This window comes from Pseudomonas kielensis, from assembly GCF_014236655.1.
Classification (GTDB): Bacteria; Pseudomonadota; Gammaproteobacteria; order Pseudomonadales; family Pseudomonadaceae; genus Aquipseudomonas; species Aquipseudomonas kielensis.
Genome location: NZ_JACMYG010000009.1, coordinates 1 through 18,500, shown reverse-complemented (window position 1 = coordinate 18,500; position 18,500 = coordinate 1). Strand labels below are relative to the sequence as shown.

The following is an 18,500-nucleotide window of genomic DNA, read 5'->3' as shown; positions in this document are numbered from 1 at the left end:
GTTAAGAGTAAGATTTTTTCGGTATTACAAAAGCGCTTCTGCTATTGATTCAGCAGGGTGGGTAATTGCTACTACACGCGCGCCTCTACAAGGGGGTCAAACGGGATGGTGGCATATCGATATTAAGTAACGCCCGCCGGCAACATGCAGCGGGCGGCCAACCGATAATACCAAGCCCCTGTGCCGGTGATTCAAGCACAAAAGCGAAAAAAGGTGGAGAGTCGATCTGTAAGCCGGGTTCTGTCTTGAACAGTCATTCGTCTACGATGGCCATCACTGGACACCTTTAGCAACCTACCCGGTCCCAGCGCGGGCCACGCCTTGGGACCCTATTTGGTCTTGCTCCAAGTGGGGTTTACCTAGCCACGAACTGTTGCCAGTCGTGCGGTGCGCTCTTACCGCACCTTTTCACCCTTACCGGCACCGAAGTGCTTAGGCGGTTATTTTCTGTGGCACTTTCCGTAGGCTCACGCCTCCCAGGCATTACCTGGCACTTCGCCCTATGGAGCCCGGACTTTCCTCCCCCCCCTAATTTTCATAGAGGGCAGCGACTGTCCAATCGACTCTCCGCCGCGAAGGTTAACGGCACAGCGCCCGAAGAACAAGCAATAAAAGCCTTTTGCCGCTCTGCAGGCCCCGTTTTTACTCGCCCTTCTGCTTTTCCAGGGCGACTTGATAGAGCACATTCTTGCGCTCACCGGTAATTTGCGCCGCCAACGCCGCGGCACGCTTGAGCGGCATCTCCTCGAGCAACAGGTTGAGGATGCGCATGGCCTCGCTGCTGACCGCCTCCTCTGTCTCTGGCGCGGTCCAGCCCGCCACCAGCACTACACACTCGCCACGCTGCTGATTGCTGTCGCTCTCGACAAACCCACGCAGCTCGGCCAGGGGCAGGCCCTTGAGGGTCTCGAAGGTCTTGGTCAGCTCGCGCGCCAGCAAGGCTGGCCGCTCAGGGCCGAACACCAGCTCCATGTCCTGCAGGCATTCGAGGATCCGGTGAGGCGCCTCATAGAAGATCAGGGTCCGCGGCTCTTCCTTTATGGATTCCAGGCGCGCGCGCCGGCCAACGGCCTTGGCCGGCAGGAAACCTTCGAAGATAAAGCGGTCGGACGGCAGCCCCGCGGCCGACAAGGCGGCGATCAGCGCGCACGCCCCGGGAACCGGGACTACATTGATACCGGCAGCACGTGCCTGGCGCACCAGGTGATAACCCGGATCGGAAATCAGCGGGGTGCCAGCATCGGAGATCAACGCAACATTGTCACCGGCCAGCAACCGCGTGATGAAGCGACTGCCTTCGTCGCGCTCGTTGTGTTCGTGACAGGCTGCCAGGGGCGTAGCGATGCCGAAATGTTGCAGCAAGCGCAAAGAGTGACGCGTGTCTTCGGCAGCGATCAATGCCACTTCACGCAAGATTTTCAGCGCGCGGGCACTGATGTCATCCAGGTTGCCGATGGGCGTCGCCACCACATAAAGCGAGCCAGCAGCGGAATTCAAAGCACCTGGAGCAGTCAAAGCGCACACCTCATGATCGGTAAAAGCGCCATTGTAGCGCGTAGAAGCCCGCTGGATGCGCACCACTGTCATCAGGTCGCACTACCTTTTCGTGAGTCCGGCAACATTTACACGACCTAAATTGCACGATTCACGCCAGTAACATCGCGCCCCGGCCAGTGCTTGGGTACAATTCCACGCTAATTTGATCGAGTATCAGGAACACTTACATGATCGCTTGCCTGCGGCTGTTCACTGCCCTCTGCCTCGCTGCCCTGTTGGCGGCTTGCGCCAGCTCGCCCTCGTCCAGCCTTGGCGACCTTCCACGGACGGCCGATGCCAGTATCGAGCAACTGCTCGAACAGGCGGCCACCAGCACCAATCCGGAAAAGGCTGCCCTGCTGCGCCTGAGCGCGGCCGACCTGGCCTATCGCCAGGGTAACGCCGGCCAATCCGCACAAATCCTGCAACAGGTTCCGCTGGAAACGCTCAAACCGGGCCAGCAGGTCTTTGCCAGCACCCTGGCCGCCGAACTGGCGATGACCCGCAACCAGCCCAAGGCAGCACTGACTGCCCTGAACCACCCAAGCCTGCAACGCCTGAGCGAATTGCCGGACGAGCAACAGGTCCGCACCGGCACCGTACGTGCCCGCGCCCTCGAAGCCGATGGCCAGACGCTGGCCGCCGCCCGTGAGCGGATCGCCATCGCGCCGATGCTCGAAGGCGAAGCCGCGAACAAGAACCACGAGGCGATCTGGGCGCTCATTGCCTCGCTGCCCACCGATCAACTGCAACCGATCACCGACGATGTGCTCGGTGGCTGGATGAGCCTGGCCGTGGCGGTAAAAACCGCCGGCACCCTGGAACTGCAACAGGCCGCCATCGACAACTGGAAGGCCCAGCACCCGAAACACCCGGCTGCCCTGCAGTTGCCACTGCCACTGACCCAACTCAAGCAACTGGCCAGCCAGCCGCTGGGCAAGATCGGCCTGCTGCTGCCTCAGGAAGGCCCGCTGGCCTCGGTGGCCAAGGCCCTGCGCGAAGGCTTCATGGCTGCTCACTACCAGGCCCAACAGGCCGGCCAGAACCCTCCGGCCATCGAGTTCTATGACAGCTCGCGCCTGACCTCGCTGGACGACTTCTACCGCAAGGCCCAAGCCGACGGCGTGCAACTGGTGGTCGGCCCGCTGGAGAAACCCCTGGTCAAGCAACTCAACGCCCGCCCTCAGTTGCCGATTACCACCCTGGCGCTGAACTACAGCGAAGGCGAGCAAGGTCCGGCCCAACTGTTCCAGTTCGGCTTGGCGGCCGAGGACGAGGCGCGCGAAGTGTCCCGCCGTGCACGTGCCGACGGCCTGCATCGTGCTGCGGTGCTGGTACCCAAAGGCGAATGGGGCGACCGCGTCCTCAAGGCCTTCAGCCAGGACTGGCAAGCCAATGGTGGCACCATCATCGGCATTGAACGTGTAGATCAGCCGGTGCAACTGGCCCAGCAGATCGCCGACCTGTTCCAACTGCGCCAGAGCGAAGGTCGCGCCAAGAGCCTGCAAAGCACTGTAGGCTCGCAGATCGCGGCACAACCGTCGCGTCGCCAGGACATCGAGTTCATCTTCCTCGCCTCGACCCCGCAACAGGCGCAACAGATCAAGCCCACGCTGAACTTCCAGTACGCCGGTGACGTGCCGGTCTACGCCACTTCCCACGTGTACAGCGCCAGTGGCGACCAGAACCAGTACAACGACATGAACGGCGTGCGCTTCTGCGAAACACCGTGGCTGCTCAACACCAGCGACCCACTGCGCCAGCAAGTGACCGCACAATGGCCACAAGCCAGCAGCAGCCTGGGTCGGCTGTACGCCATGGGCGTCGATGCTTACCGCCTGGCCCCACGCCTGGGTCAACTCAAGGCCCTGCCGGACAGCACCATTGAAGGCCAGTCGGGCAACCTGAGCATGAGCCCGACGCAACGGGTTCAACGCCAACTGCCTTGGGCACAGTTCGTCAACGGCCAGGTCCAACGCCTGCCGGACACCCCGCGCTAATGCCCGACAGGTCACGCCAGCAAAGCGGTCGAGATGCTGAAAGCCAGGCGCTCCAGCATCTCCAGCAACAGGGACTGCGCCTGCTGGCGCAGAACTGGTTGTGTAAACGCGGCGAGCTTGATCTGGTCATGCTTGACGGCGATACAGTAGTATTCGTCGAAGTCCGCTACAGACAAAACACCCAATGGGGTGGCGCGCTCGGCAGTATCGATGCGCGCAAGCGTCAAAAACTGATCCTCGCCGCGCAGTATTTCCTGCAGAGCGAGTCACGCTGGGCCGACTCCCCCTGCCGTTTTGATGTGGTTGCCATAGACAGCACCGCTGCGCATCTGAACTGGCTACGGAATGCCTTTGACAGCTGACCGCTCTCGGGCAGGACCGTTTTTCACCCAACACTTTTGCTCTTTGCTTTGCGGGCCGCACATTGCTGTGCCACCAGGCCGCGCCACTTAAGGTCACACAGATGGACATGCAATCCCGAATTCGCCAGCTTTTTCAGGCCAGTATCGATACCAAGCAACAGGCGATGGACGTACTTGCACCGCACATCGAGCAAGCCAGCCAAGTGATGGTCAACGCCCTGCTCAACGAAGGCAAAATGCTCTCATGCGGCAACGGCGGTTCGGCCGGTGACGCACAGCACTTCTCCTCCGAGCTGCTCAACCGCTTCGAACGCGAACGCCCCAGCCTGCCGGCCATCGCCCTGACCACCGACAGCTCGACGATCACCTCGATCGCCAACGATTACAGCTACAACGAAATCTTCTCCAAACAGATCCGCGCCCTGGGCCAACCCGGCGACGTCCTGCTGGCGATTTCCACCAGCGGCAACTCGGCCAACATAATTCAAGCGATCCAGGCCGCACATGATCGCGAAATGATTGTCGTAGCATTGACCGGTCGCGATGGCGGCGGCATGGCGTCGCTGCTGTTGCCCGAAGACGTGGAGATTCGCGTACCGGCCAACGTCACCGCACGCATTCAGGAAGTTCACCTGCTGGCGATCCACTGCCTCTGTGACTTGATCGACAGCCAATTGTTCGGGAGTGAAGAATGACCCCTAATCGCCTAGGCCTACTGGCCCTGACCCTGTGCCTCGGCATCAGCGGATGCACCTCGGTGGTGACCGCCAGCCGTGAAAGCCCCATCCAGGATGACCGTGGCACCCGCACCTTCGGTAGCAAGATCGACGACTCGTTGATCGAAACCAAGGTCGGCGTGAACGTGGCCAAGGCCAACCCGGACCTGGACACCCAATCGCACATCGTCGTCACCAGCTTCAATGGCGTGGTGCTGCTGGCCGGGCAAACGCCCCGCGCCGACCTCAAGGCCCAGGCCGAGCAGGCTGCTGCCGCTGTGCAGCGGGTCAAGACGGTGCACAACGAACTGCAGATCATGCAGCCCTCGTCACTGCTGGCGCGCAACAACGACGCCTGGCTGACCACCAAGATCAAGACTCAGATGCTCACCGACGCCAGCATTCCCGGCTCGCGCATCAAGGTCGTGACCGAAAACGGCATCGTCTACCTGCTGGGCCTGCTGACGAAGCAGGAAGCGGCCCAGGCTACCAACCTGGTGCAGGGCGTTTCCGGGGTGCAGAAGATCGTGAAGCTGTTTGAGTACATTGACTGACACCCCTCTGCAGGAGCACGGCTGCGATGGCGCCTTTGAAAACGCCATCGTGGGCAAGCCCGGCTCCTACAGCAATAAAAAAGGCGATCCTTTCGCAGACTGTGTGAAAACACAGCCTGCCAAGGTCAAAAACAAATGCCCCGACTTGTCGGGGCATTTGCTTTTCTAACAGGCGGCACGAAAAAAGGGCCTTTCAGCCCATCAATGCCATCAACTGATGGGTGCCCATCACCTTGATCGCTCTTTTCAGGTTATAGGCCTGCACTGCCAGTGCCATTTCGGCTCTGGCGCCTTTCAGCTGTCGCAGCAAGAACCGGCCATTGCCAAATAGCCATTGCTTGAGATTGCCGAAGGGGTGTTCGACGATGGATCGCCGGCTGACCATCATCTCGGGGCGGGCCTGCATTCGCAGCTCCATCCGCTCGAAAGCGGCTTCATGAGCATGGCGAGTGAGATAACGGCGGCTCGCCAGCAATCAGGCCGGCGTGTCGGCAAAACTGAACAAAGGCGCGGCAGGTGGCGCTGACACTCAGCCTCGAGTCGTCGCGATGAGCGAATCCGCTGGAAATAGCCGTACAGGTAGAGTTTGAGCAGATCGGCAGGATCGTACGAAGGACGTCCCGTGGCCTTGGGTCTGGCTTTGTCGAAGCCCAACTGCTCAAAATCCAGAAGGGAAATGCAGGCCTCGATCACCCGAACCAGATGGTCATCGGGGATAAGTTCGTCCAGCGAAAGTGGAAACAGCGCGCTCTGGGAGCGGTCTTCACCTTGGATATAGCGCGCAAACAAAATGCCCGTATCTTGCGATACGGGCATTTTGTTTAACCGGCCGGCAGATTGCTAGGTTTTCACACAGTCTGCGCGGGTCGCCTTTTTTATTACTTCACCACCTTCAAGCTTGGCCGCCCACTCGGACGCGGCGGCTCGTTGTCGGGTGGCGGCAGATCGTCTTCGGGCTCGAACTCTTCCTCGCCCTCTACCGGCGACTCCAGGTCAAACACCATACCCTGGCCGTTCTCCCGGGCGTAAATGCCCAGGATCGCAGCGATAGGCACGTACAGGGTGTGCGGCACACCACCGAAGCGACCTTCAAAGCTCACTGCATCGTTATCCATGTGCAGATGACGCACGGCAGCGGGCGAAACGTTCAGGACAATCTGTCCGTCACTGGCAAAACCTTGTGGCACCTGCACCGAAGGAAACTCGGAGTTGACCAGCATGTGCGGGGTGCAATCGTTATCGACAATCCACTCATAGAGCGCACGGACGAGATAAGGACGACTGGAGTTCATAGCGGCTCCTTAAGCCTTAGCGCATATCGCGTTCAACACCAGACAGACTCGCCTGGAATGCCTCACGCGCAAACTGGCGCTCCATATAATCAAGCAGCGGCTTGGCTGGCCGCGGCAGTTCAATACCCAGAATCGGCAAACGCCAGAGTATGGGCAGTAGGCAGCAATCGACCAGGCTTTGTTCCTCACTGAGGAAAAACGGCTTGTCGGCGAACAGCGGCGAGACACCCGTGAGGCTTTCTCGCAGCTCTTTGCGTGCCTGCACGCGCGCTGGCTCCTTGGTCCGTGAATCCAGGATCAAATCCACCAGGCCACACCAATCACGCTGGATGCGATGGATCAGCAGGCGGCTATTGGCCCGCGCCACAGGATACACCGGCAGCAAAGGTGGATGGGGATAACGCTCATCCAGGTATTCCATCACCACGGTCGACTCCCACAACGCCAGGTCACGATCGACCAGGGTGGGCAAGCTGCCGTAAGGGTTCACTTCGATCAGTTTTGGCGGCTGACGGCCCGCCTCCACACTGATGATCTCGGCGCTGACACCCTTCTCTGCCAGTACGATTCGCACTCGGTGGGAATAGTGGTCGGCGGGGTCGGAGTAACAGGCCAACCGGTTGGTCACGCCCATGGCGGTCCTCCTCGCTTGTTGAAATTATTGAAAGCGGAAAAACGAGCGCGCCCAGAGGGCGTCTCCCGTAACGCCTGGATAACCAGACCCGCTACGTTTACAGAGACGCCCTTGGGCGCGCGCGATTAACAGCAAATGCTTGAAGCTAGATCAATGCACATCTTTCCAGTATTCGCGCTTGAGCAAGTAAGCGAATACGAAGAAGAACGCCAGGTACAACAGTACGTAGGTACCGATGCGCTGATGCTCCAGCTTAACCGGGTTAGCCGAGTAAGCGAGGAAGGTTACCAGATTCTTGACCTTCTCATCGAACTGCTCTTCGGTCAGGGCACCGGACTTCGGCACGATGGTCAACTGATCGCACGCTTCATGAGTCAGCGGCGTACCGGTCAGCGGATCATATTGCTTCTTGCCGTCTTCGACGATCTGCACCTGTTTGCAGCCTACGACCTGGCGACCTTGCAGGCCGACCAGCACGTTGGGCATGCCGACGTTCGGGAACACCTTGTTGTTCACGCCCCAAGGACGCGACGGATCTTCGTAGAACGACTTCAGGTAGCCGTAGAGCCAGTCAGTGCCACGCACCCGCGCCACCAGGGTCAGGTCAGGCGGCGCAGCGCCGAACCAGGCCTTGGCGTCTGCCGGCTGCATGCCGATGTTCATGTGGTCGCCGATCTTGGCACCGGTGAACACCAGGTTCTTGAGCATCAGATCGTGGGGAATCCCCAGATCGTCGGCCACACGCTCATAGCGCTGGAACTTGGCACTGTGGCAACCCATGCAGTAGTTGGCGAAGGTACGTGCGCCATCTTGCATTGCTGCTTTATCGGAGACGTCGATGTCGACCTTTTCCAGCTCAGGACCGCCCGCAGTAGATGCGAACGAGAACACAGGCATAGCAGCAAGAATCAGTACAGCAAATAGCTTTTTCATCAGCCAGTCACCCTTTCCGGAACCGGTTTTGTCTTCTCGAGCCGGGTGTAGAACGGCATCAGAATGAAGTAGGCGAAGTACAGGAAGGTACATACCTGCGACAACAGCGTACGACCTGGCGTTGGCGCCAGAACACCCAACACGCCCAGGATCACGAACGAAATGCAGAACACCCAGAGCCAGATCTTGCTCATCCAGCCCTTGTAGCGCATGGATTTGACCGGGCTACGGTCAAGCCATGGCAGGACGAACAGCACGGCGATCGCGGCACCCATGGCGATAACGCCCAGGAGCTTGTCGGGAACGGCACGCAAGATCGCGTAGAACGGGGTGAAGTACCAGACCGGAGCAATGTGCTCTGGGGTCTTGAAGGCGTTCGCCACTTCGAAGTTCGGCTTCTCCAGGAAGTAACCGCCCATCTCCGGGAAGAAGAACACGATCGAGCAGAAGATGAACAGGAACACCACCACGCCGACGATATCTTTCACGGTGTAGTACGGGTGGAAGGCAATGCCATCCAGCGGTACGCCGTTTTCGTCTTTGTATTTCTTGATGTCGACGCCGTCCGGGTTGTTCGAACCGACTTCGTGCAGCGCCAGGACGTGCAGCACGACCAGGCCGAGAATAACGATCGGCAAGGCCACGACGTGCAAGGCGAAGAAGCGGTTCAGGGTAATCCCGGAAATCAGGTAGTCACCACGGATCCACTGGGTCAGGTCGTCGCCGATGACCGGGATCGCACCGAACAGCGAGATGATCACCTGGGCACCCCAGTAGGACATCTGGCCCCACGGCAGCAGGTAACCCATGAAGGCTTCCGCCATCAGGGCCAGGTAGATCAGCATGCCGAACACCCACACCAGCTCACGCGGCTTCTGGTACGAACCGTAGAGCAAGCCACGGAACATGTGCAGGTAGACCACGACGAAGAACGCCGAAGCGCCGGTGGAGTGCAGCAGACGCAGGATCGCGCCGTACTCGACGTCGCGCATGATGTACTCGACGGAGGCAAACGCCTCTTCCGCCGACGGGGTGTAGCTCATGGTCAGCCAGACACCGGTAACTATCTGGTTAACCAGAACCAGCAGTGCCAGGGAGCCAAAGAAGTAGAAGAAGTTGAAGTTCTTCGGAGCGTAATACTTGCTGAGATGGTCTTCCCACATTTTGGTCGCAGGAAAGCGCGCATCAACCCAATCCATGAACTTGCTCATCACGCGTTCTCCGTATCGACGCCGACGACAATGATGTCGTCCGACTCATAGGAATGCGGGGGAACTGGCAGGTTCAAAGGCGCAGGCTGCGATTTGAAGACACGGCCAGCCAGGTCGTAGTGGGAGCCATGGCAAGGGCAGAAGTAGCCGCCCACCCATTTTGGACCGAGGTCGGCCGGCGCCACTTCTGGACGGAAGGTCGGTGAACAGCCCAGGTGCGTGCAGATACCGATCAGCAGCAGCACTTCCGGCTTGATCGAACGCGTCTTGGGATCCACGTAGGTCGGTTGTACCGAGGCCTTGGAGTCCGGATCAGAGAGATCCCCCTCGATCTTCGTCAGGTTCCCCAGAATCTCCTGGGTGCGGCGGACGATGAATACCGGCTGACCGCGCCATTCGGCAATCATTTGCTGACCTGGCTCGATTTTGCTGACATTCACTTTCACCGGTGCACCTGCGGCTTTCGCCTTGGCACTGGGAAACCACGACCCCACGAACGGGACCGCAGCCCCCACCGCTCCTGCAGCACCCACCACGGATGTGGCTGCTACCAAGAAGCGACGCCGGCCTGTATTCACGCCGTCATTGCTCATCCAGTCCTCTCCCATCAGCTTTGTGGCCTGTTAAATCAGGCATCTACTAAGTAAAAATCTGAACTTATAAAAATTTTGCAGAATGGTAATGAAAAGCCCCAATTCTGACAAGGTAATTACCACCCGAGGGTACCGCCAAGCCTTGTAGTATAGGGCCTCTGCGGATGTGGCAAGTTGTCACACCAAAAATCATCGCCCATAAAAAACGCCCAGCTCCGCGAGGAGACTGGGCGCTTTGAACGCGAAAGCGAATTAACGCTTCGAGTACTGCGGACGCTTACGCGCTTTACGCAGACCAACTTTCTTACGTTCAACTTCACGCGCGTCACGGGTTACGAAGCCAGCTTTACGCAGTGCACCGCGCAGAGTTTCGTCGTAATCCATCAGAGCGCGAGTGATGCCGTGGCGGATTGCGCCAGCTTGACCACTTACACCACCACCGATCACGGTGACGTAGATGTCGAACTTCTCGACAGTCTCAGTCAATTCCAGCGGCTGACGAACTACCATGCGGGCAGTTTCGCGACCGAAGAAATTATCCAGCGAACGGTTGTTGATGGAGATGTTACCAGTGCCCGGACGCAGGAAAACGCGTGCGGTTGCGGTCTTGCGACGGCCAGTGCCGTAATTTTGAGTCGCCGACATAATGAACTATTCCGTTAAAACTTCAGTTCTTGGGGCTGCTGAGCAGTATGAGGGTGAACAGCGCCCGCATAGACTTTCAGCTTACGATACATGTCGCGACCCAGTGGGTTCTTAGGCAGCATGCCTTTAACCGCGGTCTCGATCACGCGCTCAGGGGCTTTAGCGATCAGCTTTTCGAAGTTGATCGACTTGATGCCGCCCGGGAAACCGGAGTGGGAGTAGTAGATTTTGTCGGTGGTTTTAGCACCGGTTACACGAATCTGCTCGGCATTGATAACGACGATGTAGTCGCCGGTGTCAACGTGAGGAGTGTACTCAGCTTTATGCTTGCCACGCAGACGGCTCGCGATTTCGGTGGCCAGACGACCCAGGGTCTGACCTGCAGCGTCGACGACAAACCAGTCGCGCTGTACTGTTTCCGGTTTAGCAGTAAAAGTTTTCATTCTTTATAGCCTCAGGGGCCGCCCTGTAAATTAGACGGCGGATCTTACTGAATAGTGCGTACTTTGACAAGTCAAAGGCAGCCGGGTACAGACGCTATCGGGGGCTCGGGTCGGCGCGTCCGTTCAACGGCAAGATTCTTCGGCGGCGGCGCATCACTTCCACTGCAGAAAGAGGTGCGCAATTATGCAGATTGCGAAAAATTTTTCAACCTGCTTTTATGATTGTTTTGCCAAGGGAGCACCCGATGGACTATCGCCAGCTAGGCCGCACCGATCTGAATGTGAGCGCCATCTGCCTCGGAACCATGACCTGGGGTGAGCAAAACAGCGAGGCAGAGGCCTTCGCACAGATCGAACGAGCCAAGAGCGCCGGGATCAATTTCATCGACACCGCCGAGATGTACCCGGTCCCGCCGAAGGCAGAAACCTACGCCAGCACCGAACGCTACATCGGCAACTACTTCAAGAGCCGTGGAGACCGCGCCGACTGGATCCTGGCCAGCAAGATCGCCGGTCCCGGCAATACCATCGACTATATTCGCGATGGTCACCTCAAGCACAACCGCGAACACATCGTCCAGGCCCTGGACGCCAGCCTCAAGCGCCTGCAGACCGACTGGATCGACCTCTACCAGTTGCATTGGCCAGAGCGCAGCACCAACTTTTTTGGCCAACTGGGCTACAAGCACAAGAGCGAAGTCAACCTGACACCACTGGAAGACACCCTCGAAGCCCTGGATGAACAGGTCAAGGCCGGCAAGATCCGCCACATTGGCCTGTCCAACGAAACCCCATGGGGCACCATGCGTTTTCTCGCCCTGGCCGAAGCCCGTGGCTGGCCGCGTGCGGTGAGCATCCAAAACCCCTACAACCTGCTCAACCGCAGCTTTGAAGTGGGCCTGGCGGAAATCGCCATCCGTGAACAATGCGGCCTGCTCGCCTACTCGCCGCTGGCGTTCGGCTTCCTGTCAGGCAAGTACGAAGGTGGCGCGCGCCCGGCAAAAGGCCGCCTGAGCCTCTACAGCCGCTTCAGTCGCTATTTCAACCCACAATCGGAAGCAGCCTGCAGCCGCTACGTCGCCCTGGCCCGTGAACACGGCCTGGACCCGGCACAAATGGCCCTGGCCTTCGTCACCCAGCAACCGTTCGTCACCAGCAACATCATCGGGGCAACCACGATCGAACAACTGGACAGCAACATTGCCAGCTTCGACCTGAAGCTGTCGGATGAAGTGCTGGCGGGGATCGAGGCGATCCACAAGGATCACCCGAACCCGGCGCCGTGATCGGCCTCTAGACCCTCGAATCGTCGCACCGCCGCTCCCACAGAGGATCACACCCTACCTGTGGGAGCGGGCTTGCCCGCGATTGCGTCCGTGCCGGCAACGCGAGTCAAAGCGAACGCGCAATGATCTCCTTCATGATCTCGTTGGTCCCCGCATAAATCCGCTGCACCCGCGCATCGGCCCAGGCCCGGGCGATCGGGTATTCCCACATGAAGCCGTAGCCGCCATGCAGCTGAACGCATTCGTCGAGCACCTTGCATTGCAGGTCAGTGCCCCAGTACTTGGCCATCGCCGCCGTCGGCACGTCCAGCTTGCCTTGCAGGTGCAGCTCCAGGCAGCGGTCGACAAAGACCCGGCCAATCTGGATCTCGGTGGCCATTTCCGCCAGTTTGAAGCGGGTGTTCTGGAAGTCCGCAATCGACTTGCCGAACGCCTTGCGCTCGCGGGTGTAATCCAGGGTCCACTGCAGCGCCGCCTCCGCCGACGCCAGGCCGCCGATGGCAACCGTCAGGCGCTCCTGTGGCAACTCCTGCATCAGATAGGCAAAGCCCATCCCCGCCTGCCCCAGCAGGTTCTCCTTGGGCACCCGGACGTCCTGGAAGAACAGCTCGGAAGTGTCCTGGGCCTTCATGCCGACCTTTTCCAGGCGCTTACCCTTGTCAAAGCCCAGGGTGTCGGCTTCCACCAGGAACAGGCTGGTGCCCTTGGCCCCGGCCTTGGGATCGGTCTTGGCCACCACAATCACCAGGTCTGCCAGGTAGCCGTTGGTGATAAAGGTCTTCGAGCCGTTGATCACATACTCGTCGCCATCCAGTACCGCCGTGGTCTTCACCCCTTGCAGATCGGACCCCGCGCCCGGCTCGGTCATGGCAATGGCCGTGACCATCTCGCCCGAAACCAGCTTGGGCAGGTATTTGTGTTTCAAGGCTTCACTGCCGTAATGCAGGATGTACGGCGCGACGATGTCCGAATGCAGGGAGAAGCCGATGCCGGTCAAGCCCAGCCGGCCCACCTCCTCGATCACCACCGTGCTGTAGAGAAAGTCCGCCCCCAGGCCGCCGTACTCCTCCGGCAGATGGGAGCAGAGCATCCCCGCCTCCCCCGCCTTGTTCCACAACGCGCGGTCGATGTAGCCCTGCTTTTCCCACTGAGCATGAAACGGCACGGCCTCTTTTTCGAGGAAGGTGCGCACGCTATCGCGAAACAATTCGTGCTCGGAGCTGAACAAGGTTCTAGGGATCATCGGGGCACCTGTCGTTATTGTTGAACGAAAATGTATGCCAGAGACTAATCCCCCCACTTGCAACGGGACACTGGACACATCCGCCAAAAAATAAGACGATCCAGCCGCTTGGTGACCACTTTCCCCTATAAGAATAAATTGAATTATGTCTATCCAATCTTCTACGCCGTTGCGGCGCGTCAGCATCCTGGCGATCGACCGGGTCTTTGCCTACACCCTCATGCAGGCCAAGGATTTTTTCCACCTGGCCAGCCTGCGGTACGGCAAACAACAGGGCCAGGGCCTGACCCCCGGCTTTGAAACCCGCGTGGTCAGCCCCGACGGCAAACCCGTCAACAGCTTCAGCGATGTGCTGATGCCGGTGGACGGTGGCCTGGAAAATGCCGACATCATCATCCTCCCGGCGTTCTGGGACGACTTCGAGACGTTGTGCCAGCGTTATCCACAGGTGTTGCCGTGGCTGCGTGAGCAGCATGCACGGGGCGCAGTGCTCTGCGGCGAGGCGACCGGGGTGTTCTGGCTGGCCGAGGCCGGCCTGCTCGATGGCAAGGAAGCAACCACCTACTGGCGCTTCTTCAACACCTTCGAAGAGCGCTTCCCGAAGGTCCAGCTCAACAAGGACAAGCACCTTACCGATGCCGACAACCTGTTTTGCGCCGGCGGCACCACCTCGGCCTGCGACCTCTACATCTACCTGATCGAGCGCTTCTGCGGGGCCAATATTGCCCAGGCCGTGGCCCGCGACATTCTGTATGAAGTGCAACGCAGCTATTCCCCCGGCCGCATCGGCTTCGGCGGGCAGAAACTGCACCAGGACGTGATCATCCTGCAGATCCAGCACTGGCTCGAAGAGCATTTTGCCGACAAGTTCCGCTTCGAAGACGTCGCCCGCGAGCACGGCATGAGCATCCGCAACTTCATGCGCCGCTTCCAGACCGCCACCGGCGACAAGCCGCTGCACTACCTGCAACGCCTGCGCATCGAAACCGCCAAGGGCTTGCTGTCCGGCAGCCGCAAAAGCATCAAGACCATCAGCTACGAAGTCGGCTACGACGATGCGAGCTTCTTCGCCCGACTGTTCCGCCAGCACACCGAATTGTCGCCCAACCAGTACCGGCAGCAGTTCCAGCAAGCCGCGTAGGAGCTACCGCAGCGGTACTGCGCACCATAAAAAAGGGCCTGCAATTGCAGGCCCTTTTTATATTTCGAAACACCTTACGGCTTATGCGCCCGCGACAGGAACTCGTGGGATTGCATCTCCAGCAGGCGACTCAGGGTGCGCTGGAACTCGAAGTTCAGGCGACCGCCGGTGTACAGGTCTTTGAGTTCGACCTCGGCAGAAATGATCAGCTTCACGTTACGGTCGTAGAACTCGTCGACCATGTTGATGAAACGCCGGGCGATGTCGTCGGTGGTGACGCTCATCTGTTCCACGCCACTGAGCAACACGGCATGGAAGATCTTGCCCAGTTCGATGTAGTCATTCTGGCTGCGTGGACCGTCGCACAGTTCGCGGAAGTCGAACCAGGCCACGTCGTCACAGGTACGCAGGGCACGGATTTCCCGGTTCTCGATCATCAGCACGTCGTTTTCGACGGCCTGGGTGCATTCCGGCGTGAGGGCGCGGAAGCTTTTGCGCAGACTCTCGTGGGACGCTTCGTCGAGCGGGAAGTGGAACAGCTCCGCTTGTTCAAGGTGACGCAGGCGGTAATCGACGCCGCTGTCGACGTTGACGATGTCGGTGTTCTGCTTGATCAGCGCAATTGCTGGCAGGAACCGCGCACGCTGCAGACCGTCCTTGTACAGGCCGTCCGGCACAATGTTGGACGTCGCGACCAGGGTCACGCCGTTCTTGAACAGCTCTTCCATCAAGGTGCCGAGGATCATCGCGTCGGTGATATCGGAGACGAAGAATTCATCGAAGCAGATGACCCGCGCCTCGCTGGAAAAACGCTTGGCGATGATAGTCAGCGGGTTCTTCTCACCGCCGAGGGTCTTCATTTCTTCGTGCACGCGCTTCATGAAGCGGTGGAAGTGGGTCCGGGACTTTTCCTTGAACGGCAGCGCTTCAAAGAAGGTGTCGACCAGGTAAGTCTTGCCGCGACCTACGCCGCCCCAGAAGTACAGGCCCTTGACCGGCGCCTGGTCTTTCTTGCCGAACAGCTTGCCGAGCAGGCCCGGTTTGTTCTGCGAGGCCGCAACCAGGTCGTCGTACAGGCGCTGCAAATGACGCACGGCAGTTTCCTGGGCGGCGTCATGGAAGAACTCCGGACGTTTGAGATCAGCTTGATATCGTTCTAGGGGCGTCATAATTCGTTAGCAAGGCAACAAAAACGGGCCGTCACTGTAGCGACGGCCCGAAAGAATGGCAATCGGCCCTTGGTCGGGCCGCGCCGTTGATTATTCCTGAACTGGCGTCAGAGCGACCCGCAAGGCGTCGATGGCCAGGTCCCGCGCAGCGCTGTCGGCAAAGGCCGGGCTATCGCCGACACACGCGCCTTCGAGCCAGACGCTGAAACCCAGGTCATCACTGCGCACATCCAGCGCCTGGCCGGATTGCAGCTGCTTGGTTACCTGCCCCGCGGTTTTACCGTCGGCAAAGTTGCGCGACAGCAACAGTTGCTCGCCATCGGCCGCCAGCAGACGGAAGCGGAAACTGCCGTCGTCTTCACGGAAGCTGACAAAGCGCGCGGCCTTGGCGGCTTTTTTCTTGGTGCTGGCAGCGACTTGCGTCTGATTGACGAAAGAACGCAGGCCGACCGCTTCACGCAGTTCGTTGAGGAACGGCGTGGCCACGGCGCGGGCTTTCTTAGCGCCGATCTGCAGAATATCTTCCAGGTCCGAAGGCCGTGCAATCAGTTGGTGATAACGCTCGCGGGACTCGCCCAGTTCGCTGTCGAGCAGCTGGAACAGACGGTTTTTCGCCTCGCCCCAACCCAGGCCCTGCAACAGTTCGCTGCGGAACTCAGCGGCTTGGTCCGGTGTGGCGAACGCCTGGAACAGGGTGAACAGGTGCGAGTTGTCCGGGTCCTTGGCTTCGCCCGGGGCGCGGGAGTCGGTGACGATGCGCGAGATCGCGTCCTTCATGTCCTTGGCGCTGGTGAACAACGGAATGGTGTTGTCGTAGCTTTTCGACATCTTGCGCCCATCCAGGCCGGGCAAGGTGGCGACGCTCTCTTCGATCAGCGCCTCGGGCATGGTGAAAAACTCCTTGCCCTGGCCAAACAGGTGGTTGAAGCGCTGGCCGATGTCGCGGGCCATTTCCACGTGCTGGATCTGGTCGCGGCCGACCGGCACCTTGTGCGCGTTGAACATCAGGATATCGGCAGCCATCAACACCGGGTAACTGTACAGGCCCATGGTGATGCCGGCGTCCGGGTCTTCGCCGGTCTCCAGGTTCTTGTCCACCGACGCCTTGTAGGCGTGCGCGCGGTTGAGCAGGCCCTTGGCCGCGACGCAGGTCAGCAGCCAGGTCAGCTCAGGGATTTCCGGGATATCGGACTGACGGTAAAAGGTTACCCGGTCCACATCCAGGCCACCGGCCAGCCAGGTCGCGGCGATTTCCAGGCGCGAGCGCTGGATGCGCAGCGGATCGTCGCACTTGATCAGGGCGTGGTAGTCGGCCAGGAAATAGAACGAATCGGCATTGCTGTCGCGGCTGGCGACGATCGCCGGGCGGATCGCACCGGCGTAGTTGCCCAGGTGCGGGGTGCCGGTGGTGGTAATGCCGGTGAGGATGCGCATACGAGTAGTCATGGGTAATCGCTTATCAGACTGCAATCAATTCGAAAGGCGCGGCAGCAGCAGATCCTTGAGATCGGTCAGCTTGCCGTGAAAAAAGTGTCCGCATTCTGCCACTTTCAGCAGCTCATGGGGGCGATCGAGGGCCGCGGACCAATCGTAAACCAGCTGCGGGTCGATCACTTCGTCGGTTTCCGGCTGGATCAGGGTCAGAGCGCCGTGCTGCGGCAACGGGTCCTGAGCCCCCAGGCGCATCACCGCCGGCGCCACCATGAACAGCCGGGCCAGGGTTTCGCCCTGGGCTTCCAGGCGCCCACCGAGGCTGGCCGCGACAAAGCCGCCGAAGGAAAAACCCAGCAAGGTCAGCGGCAAGTCCGGGTGCCTGGCCCGCAGCCATTGGGCGGCCGCCTGGGCATCGTCAACTTCGCCGCTGCCCATGTCATGGCTGCCGGCGCTGGCGCCCACACCACGGTAGTTGAATCGCAAAGTAATCAAGCCGGCATCACGGGCAGTGCGTTGCAGGGTCGAAACCACTTTATTGAGCATGGTGCCGCCCTGCACCGGGTTGGGATGGCAGATCAGCGCCAGGCCACGTGGTTCGGGGGAATCCAGGTACAAGGCTTCCAATTGACCCACCGGGCCGGCAATCTCTACAGGGGTTTCACGCATAAGCAAGGAAGGAACTCCGTGACCTCTCGAAGGGTCGACTCGTCTAGCTAAAAGTCTGCGCCTGGCATGATTGCGATCTCGTCGCGGTATACAGCGCAGGTCCGAGCCGTTAACGTAAAGCAAAGCCGTTTATAGAGGAAGGACTCGTGGAACACTCGCTCTTAGTTTGGTTGTTGCCGACTCTTGCCCTGGTTGCCGGTGTCGCTATTGGATTCCTGGTTGCGCGTCTGCTGCCCAATGCCGTGCCTAACAGCACGCAACGTCAGCTGGATGACATTCAGGAACGTTTTGACAGCTATCAGAATGAAGTGGTGACCCACTTCAACAGCACCGCAACGCTGGTGAAAAAACTCACCCAGAGCTATCAGGAAGTACAAGACCACCTCGCCGAGGGTGCCAACCGCCTGGCCCTGGACGAGCAGACTCGCCAACGCCTGCTGGCCGCGCTGCACGCCGATGCCGCCCAGGCCCCACGGGAACGCCTGACGCCACCGCGCGACCAGGAACCGCCTCGCGACTACGCGCCAAAAACGCCCAACGCACCGGGCATGCTCGATGAGCATTACGGCCTGAAGAAGTAATACGCTTTCAGGCGATCGCCAAAAGCCCCCGGATGAGTGATTGCCCGGGGGCTTTTTTGTG

General features: G+C 59.7%; 20 protein-coding genes, 1 other RNA gene and 1 pseudogene. 8 read left to right on the top strand and 14 right to left on the bottom strand.

All coding sequences use genetic code 11. The annotated features are described in order from the left end of the window. Window positions 1–213 precede the first annotated feature (213 nt). Both rnpB and rsmI read right to left on the bottom strand, forming a co-directional pair. An RNA gene (rnpB, locus tag H7995_RS11180) (RNase P RNA component class A) lies at window positions 214–567 on the bottom strand. A 75-nt stretch (window positions 568–642) separates the two neighbouring features. After that, window positions 643–1,515 (bottom strand): 16S rRNA (cytidine(1402)-2'-O)-methyltransferase, encoded by an 873-nt coding sequence (gene rsmI, locus H7995_RS11175; RefSeq protein ID WP_166589713.1) that lies wholly within the window; start codon window positions 1,513–1,515, stop codon window positions 643–645. Between the two features lie 209 nt (window positions 1,516–1,724). Here rsmI and H7995_RS11170 point away from each other — a divergent pair, with 209 nt between their 5' ends. The 5 genes from H7995_RS11170 to H7995_RS11150 all read left to right on the top strand — a co-directional run bounded on the left by H7995_RS11170 (window position 1,725) and on the right by H7995_RS11150 (window position 5,337). Continuing rightward, on the top strand, window positions 1,725–3,536 hold the full coding sequence (locus tag H7995_RS11170) for a penicillin-binding protein activator (protein ID WP_185818370.1): 1,812 nt from the start codon (window positions 1,725–1,727) through the stop codon (window positions 3,534–3,536). Beyond that, window positions 3,536–3,898, top strand: a complete 363-nt coding sequence (locus H7995_RS11165) for a YraN family protein (RefSeq protein WP_166589715.1) — start codon at window positions 3,536–3,538, stop codon at window positions 3,896–3,898. The genes H7995_RS11170 and H7995_RS11165 overlap by 1 nt, the downstream gene beginning before the upstream one ends. Before the next feature lie 101 nt (window positions 3,899–3,999). After that, window positions 4,000–4,593 carry a phosphoheptose isomerase gene (locus H7995_RS11160; RefSeq protein ID WP_007904374.1) on the top strand — a complete coding sequence of 198 codons (594 nt, stop codon included), beginning with the start codon at window positions 4,000–4,002 and terminating at the stop codon, window positions 4,591–4,593. Beyond that, the gene (locus tag H7995_RS11155; protein ID WP_166589716.1) at window positions 4,590–5,168 is read left to right on the top strand and encodes a BON domain-containing protein; all 579 of its coding nucleotides are present in this window, start codon (window positions 4,590–4,592) and stop codon (window positions 5,166–5,168) included. The genes H7995_RS11160 and H7995_RS11155 overlap by 4 nt, the downstream gene beginning before the upstream one ends. Further along, entirely contained in the window at window positions 5,152–5,337 is a 186-nt protein-coding gene (locus tag H7995_RS11150) for a hypothetical protein (RefSeq protein WP_185818420.1), read from the top strand. Before H7995_RS11155 ends, H7995_RS11150 begins: the two co-directional genes overlap by 17 nt. A 24-nt stretch (window positions 5,338–5,361) precedes the next feature. Here H7995_RS11150 and H7995_RS11145 read toward each other — a convergent pair. From H7995_RS11145 to rplM, 8 genes and pseudogenes are all read right to left on the bottom strand, one after another. Then, window positions 5,362–5,984, bottom strand: a pseudogene (locus tag H7995_RS11145) (transposase). A 62-nt stretch (window positions 5,985–6,046) separates the two neighbouring features. After that, complete coding sequence (locus H7995_RS11140) at window positions 6,047–6,460, bottom strand: ClpXP protease specificity-enhancing factor (RefSeq protein WP_166589717.1); 414 nt, start codon at window positions 6,458–6,460, stop codon at window positions 6,047–6,049. Window positions 6,461–6,476: 16 nt separating this feature from the next. Beyond that, window positions 6,477–7,094 (bottom strand): glutathione S-transferase N-terminal domain-containing protein, encoded by a 618-nt coding sequence (locus H7995_RS11135; RefSeq protein ID WP_095168949.1) that lies wholly within the window; start codon window positions 7,092–7,094, stop codon window positions 6,477–6,479. 150 nt (window positions 7,095–7,244) lie between these two features. After that, window positions 7,245–8,027 carry a cytochrome c1 gene (locus H7995_RS11130; RefSeq protein WP_182342252.1) on the bottom strand — a complete coding sequence of 261 codons (783 nt, stop codon included), beginning with the start codon at window positions 8,025–8,027 and terminating at the stop codon, window positions 7,245–7,247. Beyond that, window positions 8,027–9,238: a cytochrome b gene (locus tag H7995_RS11125; RefSeq protein WP_166589719.1), complete on the bottom strand. Its 1,212-nt coding sequence runs from the start codon at window positions 9,236–9,238 to the stop codon at window positions 8,027–8,029. Before H7995_RS11125 ends, H7995_RS11130 begins: the two co-directional genes overlap by 1 nt. Continuing rightward, complete coding sequence (petA, locus tag H7995_RS11120; RefSeq protein WP_095168952.1) at window positions 9,238–9,831, bottom strand: ubiquinol-cytochrome c reductase iron-sulfur subunit; 594 nt, start codon at window positions 9,829–9,831, stop codon at window positions 9,238–9,240. Before petA ends, H7995_RS11125 begins: the two co-directional genes overlap by 1 nt. 252 nt (window positions 9,832–10,083) lie before the next feature. Beyond that, a complete protein-coding gene (rpsI, locus tag H7995_RS11115; RefSeq protein ID WP_003205364.1) occupies window positions 10,084–10,476 on the bottom strand; it encodes a 30S ribosomal protein S9 in 393 nt (130 codons plus the stop codon). A 14-nt stretch (window positions 10,477–10,490) separates the two neighbouring features. Beyond that, on the bottom strand, window positions 10,491–10,919 hold the full coding sequence (gene rplM, locus H7995_RS11110) for a 50S ribosomal protein L13 (protein WP_007905295.1): 429 nt from the start codon (window positions 10,917–10,919) through the stop codon (window positions 10,491–10,493). A gap of 245 nt (window positions 10,920–11,164) precedes the next feature. Between rplM and H7995_RS11105 the strand changes: the two genes are divergently transcribed. Continuing rightward, window positions 11,165–12,205 carry an NADP(H)-dependent aldo-keto reductase gene (locus H7995_RS11105; protein WP_182342254.1) on the top strand — a complete coding sequence of 347 codons (1,041 nt, stop codon included), beginning with the start codon at window positions 11,165–11,167 and terminating at the stop codon, window positions 12,203–12,205. 106 nt (window positions 12,206–12,311) lie between these two features. On the opposite strand, the gene H7995_RS11100 is transcribed toward H7995_RS11105, so the two are convergent. After that, complete coding sequence (locus tag H7995_RS11100; RefSeq protein WP_206684549.1) at window positions 12,312–13,448, bottom strand: acyl-CoA dehydrogenase family protein; 1,137 nt, start codon at window positions 13,446–13,448, stop codon at window positions 12,312–12,314. A 244-nt stretch (window positions 13,449–13,692) separates the two neighbouring features. On the opposite strand from H7995_RS11100, the gene H7995_RS11095 reads away from it, so the two are divergent. Then, window positions 13,693–14,589 carry a GlxA family transcriptional regulator gene (locus H7995_RS11095; RefSeq protein ID WP_185818413.1) on the top strand — a complete coding sequence of 299 codons (897 nt, stop codon included), beginning with the start codon at window positions 13,693–13,695 and terminating at the stop codon, window positions 14,587–14,589. A 74-nt stretch (window positions 14,590–14,663) separates the two neighbouring features. Here the strand turns inward: H7995_RS11095 and zapE are convergent, their stop codons facing one another. The 3 genes from zapE to H7995_RS11080 form a co-directional block, all read right to left on the bottom strand. Next, window positions 14,664–15,758: a cell division protein ZapE gene (gene zapE, locus H7995_RS11090; protein ID WP_185818369.1), complete on the bottom strand. Its 1,095-nt coding sequence runs from the start codon at window positions 15,756–15,758 to the stop codon at window positions 14,664–14,666. A gap of 90 nt (window positions 15,759–15,848) precedes the next feature. Then, complete coding sequence (locus tag H7995_RS11085; RefSeq protein ID WP_185818368.1) at window positions 15,849–17,204, bottom strand: tryptophan--tRNA ligase; 1,356 nt, start codon at window positions 17,202–17,204, stop codon at window positions 15,849–15,851. Between the two features lie 24 nt (window positions 17,205–17,228). Further along, the gene (locus H7995_RS11080; RefSeq protein ID WP_166589725.1) at window positions 17,229–17,858 is read right to left on the bottom strand and encodes an alpha/beta hydrolase; all 630 of its coding nucleotides are present in this window, start codon (window positions 17,856–17,858) and stop codon (window positions 17,229–17,231) included. A 146-nt stretch (window positions 17,859–18,004) separates the two neighbouring features. Between H7995_RS11080 and H7995_RS11075 the strand changes: the two genes are divergently transcribed. Continuing rightward, a complete protein-coding gene (locus H7995_RS11075; RefSeq protein WP_095168962.1) occupies window positions 18,005–18,439 on the top strand; it encodes a Z-ring associated ZapG family protein in 435 nt (144 codons plus the stop codon). Window positions 18,440–18,500: the final 61 nt, after the last annotated feature.

Excerpts from the sequence above, each read along its gene's own strand:
- H7995_RS11170 (WP_185818370.1), top strand. The coding sequence starts at position 1,725 with ATGATCGCTTGCCTGCGGCTGTTCACTGCCCTCTGCCTCGCTGCCCTG.
- H7995_RS11165 (WP_166589715.1), top strand. The coding sequence starts at position 3,536 with ATGCCCGACAGGTCACGCCAGCAAAGCGGTCGAGATGCTGAAAGCCAG.
- H7995_RS11160 (WP_007904374.1), top strand. The coding sequence starts at position 4,000 with ATGGACATGCAATCCCGAATTCGCCAGCTTTTTCAGGCCAGTATCGAT.
- H7995_RS11155 (WP_166589716.1), top strand. The coding sequence starts at position 4,590 with ATGACCCCTAATCGCCTAGGCCTACTGGCCCTGACCCTGTGCCTCGGC.
- H7995_RS11140 (WP_166589717.1), bottom strand. The coding sequence starts at position 6,460 with ATGAACTCCAGTCGTCCTTATCTCGTCCGTGCGCTCTATGAGTGGATT.
- H7995_RS11135 (WP_095168949.1), bottom strand. The coding sequence starts at position 7,094 with ATGGGCGTGACCAACCGGTTGGCCTGTTACTCCGACCCCGCCGACCAC.
- H7995_RS11130 (WP_182342252.1), bottom strand. The coding sequence starts at position 8,027 with ATGAAAAAGCTATTTGCTGTACTGATTCTTGCTGCTATGCCTGTGTTC.
- H7995_RS11125 (WP_166589719.1), bottom strand. The coding sequence starts at position 9,238 with ATGAGCAAGTTCATGGATTGGGTTGATGCGCGCTTTCCTGCGACCAAA.
- petA (WP_095168952.1), bottom strand. The coding sequence starts at position 9,831 with ATGAGCAATGACGGCGTGAATACAGGCCGGCGTCGCTTCTTGGTAGCA.
- rpsI (WP_003205364.1), bottom strand. The coding sequence starts at position 10,476 with ATGTCGGCGACTCAAAATTACGGCACTGGCCGTCGCAAGACCGCAACC.
- rplM (WP_007905295.1), bottom strand. The coding sequence starts at position 10,919 with ATGAAAACTTTTACTGCTAAACCGGAAACAGTACAGCGCGACTGGTTT.
- H7995_RS11105 (WP_182342254.1), top strand. The coding sequence starts at position 11,165 with ATGGACTATCGCCAGCTAGGCCGCACCGATCTGAATGTGAGCGCCATC.
- H7995_RS11100 (WP_206684549.1), bottom strand. The coding sequence starts at position 13,448 with ATGATCCCTAGAACCTTGTTCAGCTCCGAGCACGAATTGTTTCGCGAT.
- zapE (WP_185818369.1), bottom strand. The coding sequence starts at position 15,758 with ATGACGCCCCTAGAACGATATCAAGCTGATCTCAAACGTCCGGAGTTC.
- H7995_RS11085 (WP_185818368.1), bottom strand. The coding sequence starts at position 17,204 with ATGACTACTCGTATGCGCATCCTCACCGGCATTACCACCACCGGCACC.
- H7995_RS11080 (WP_166589725.1), bottom strand. The coding sequence starts at position 17,858 with ATGCGTGAAACCCCTGTAGAGATTGCCGGCCCGGTGGGTCAATTGGAA.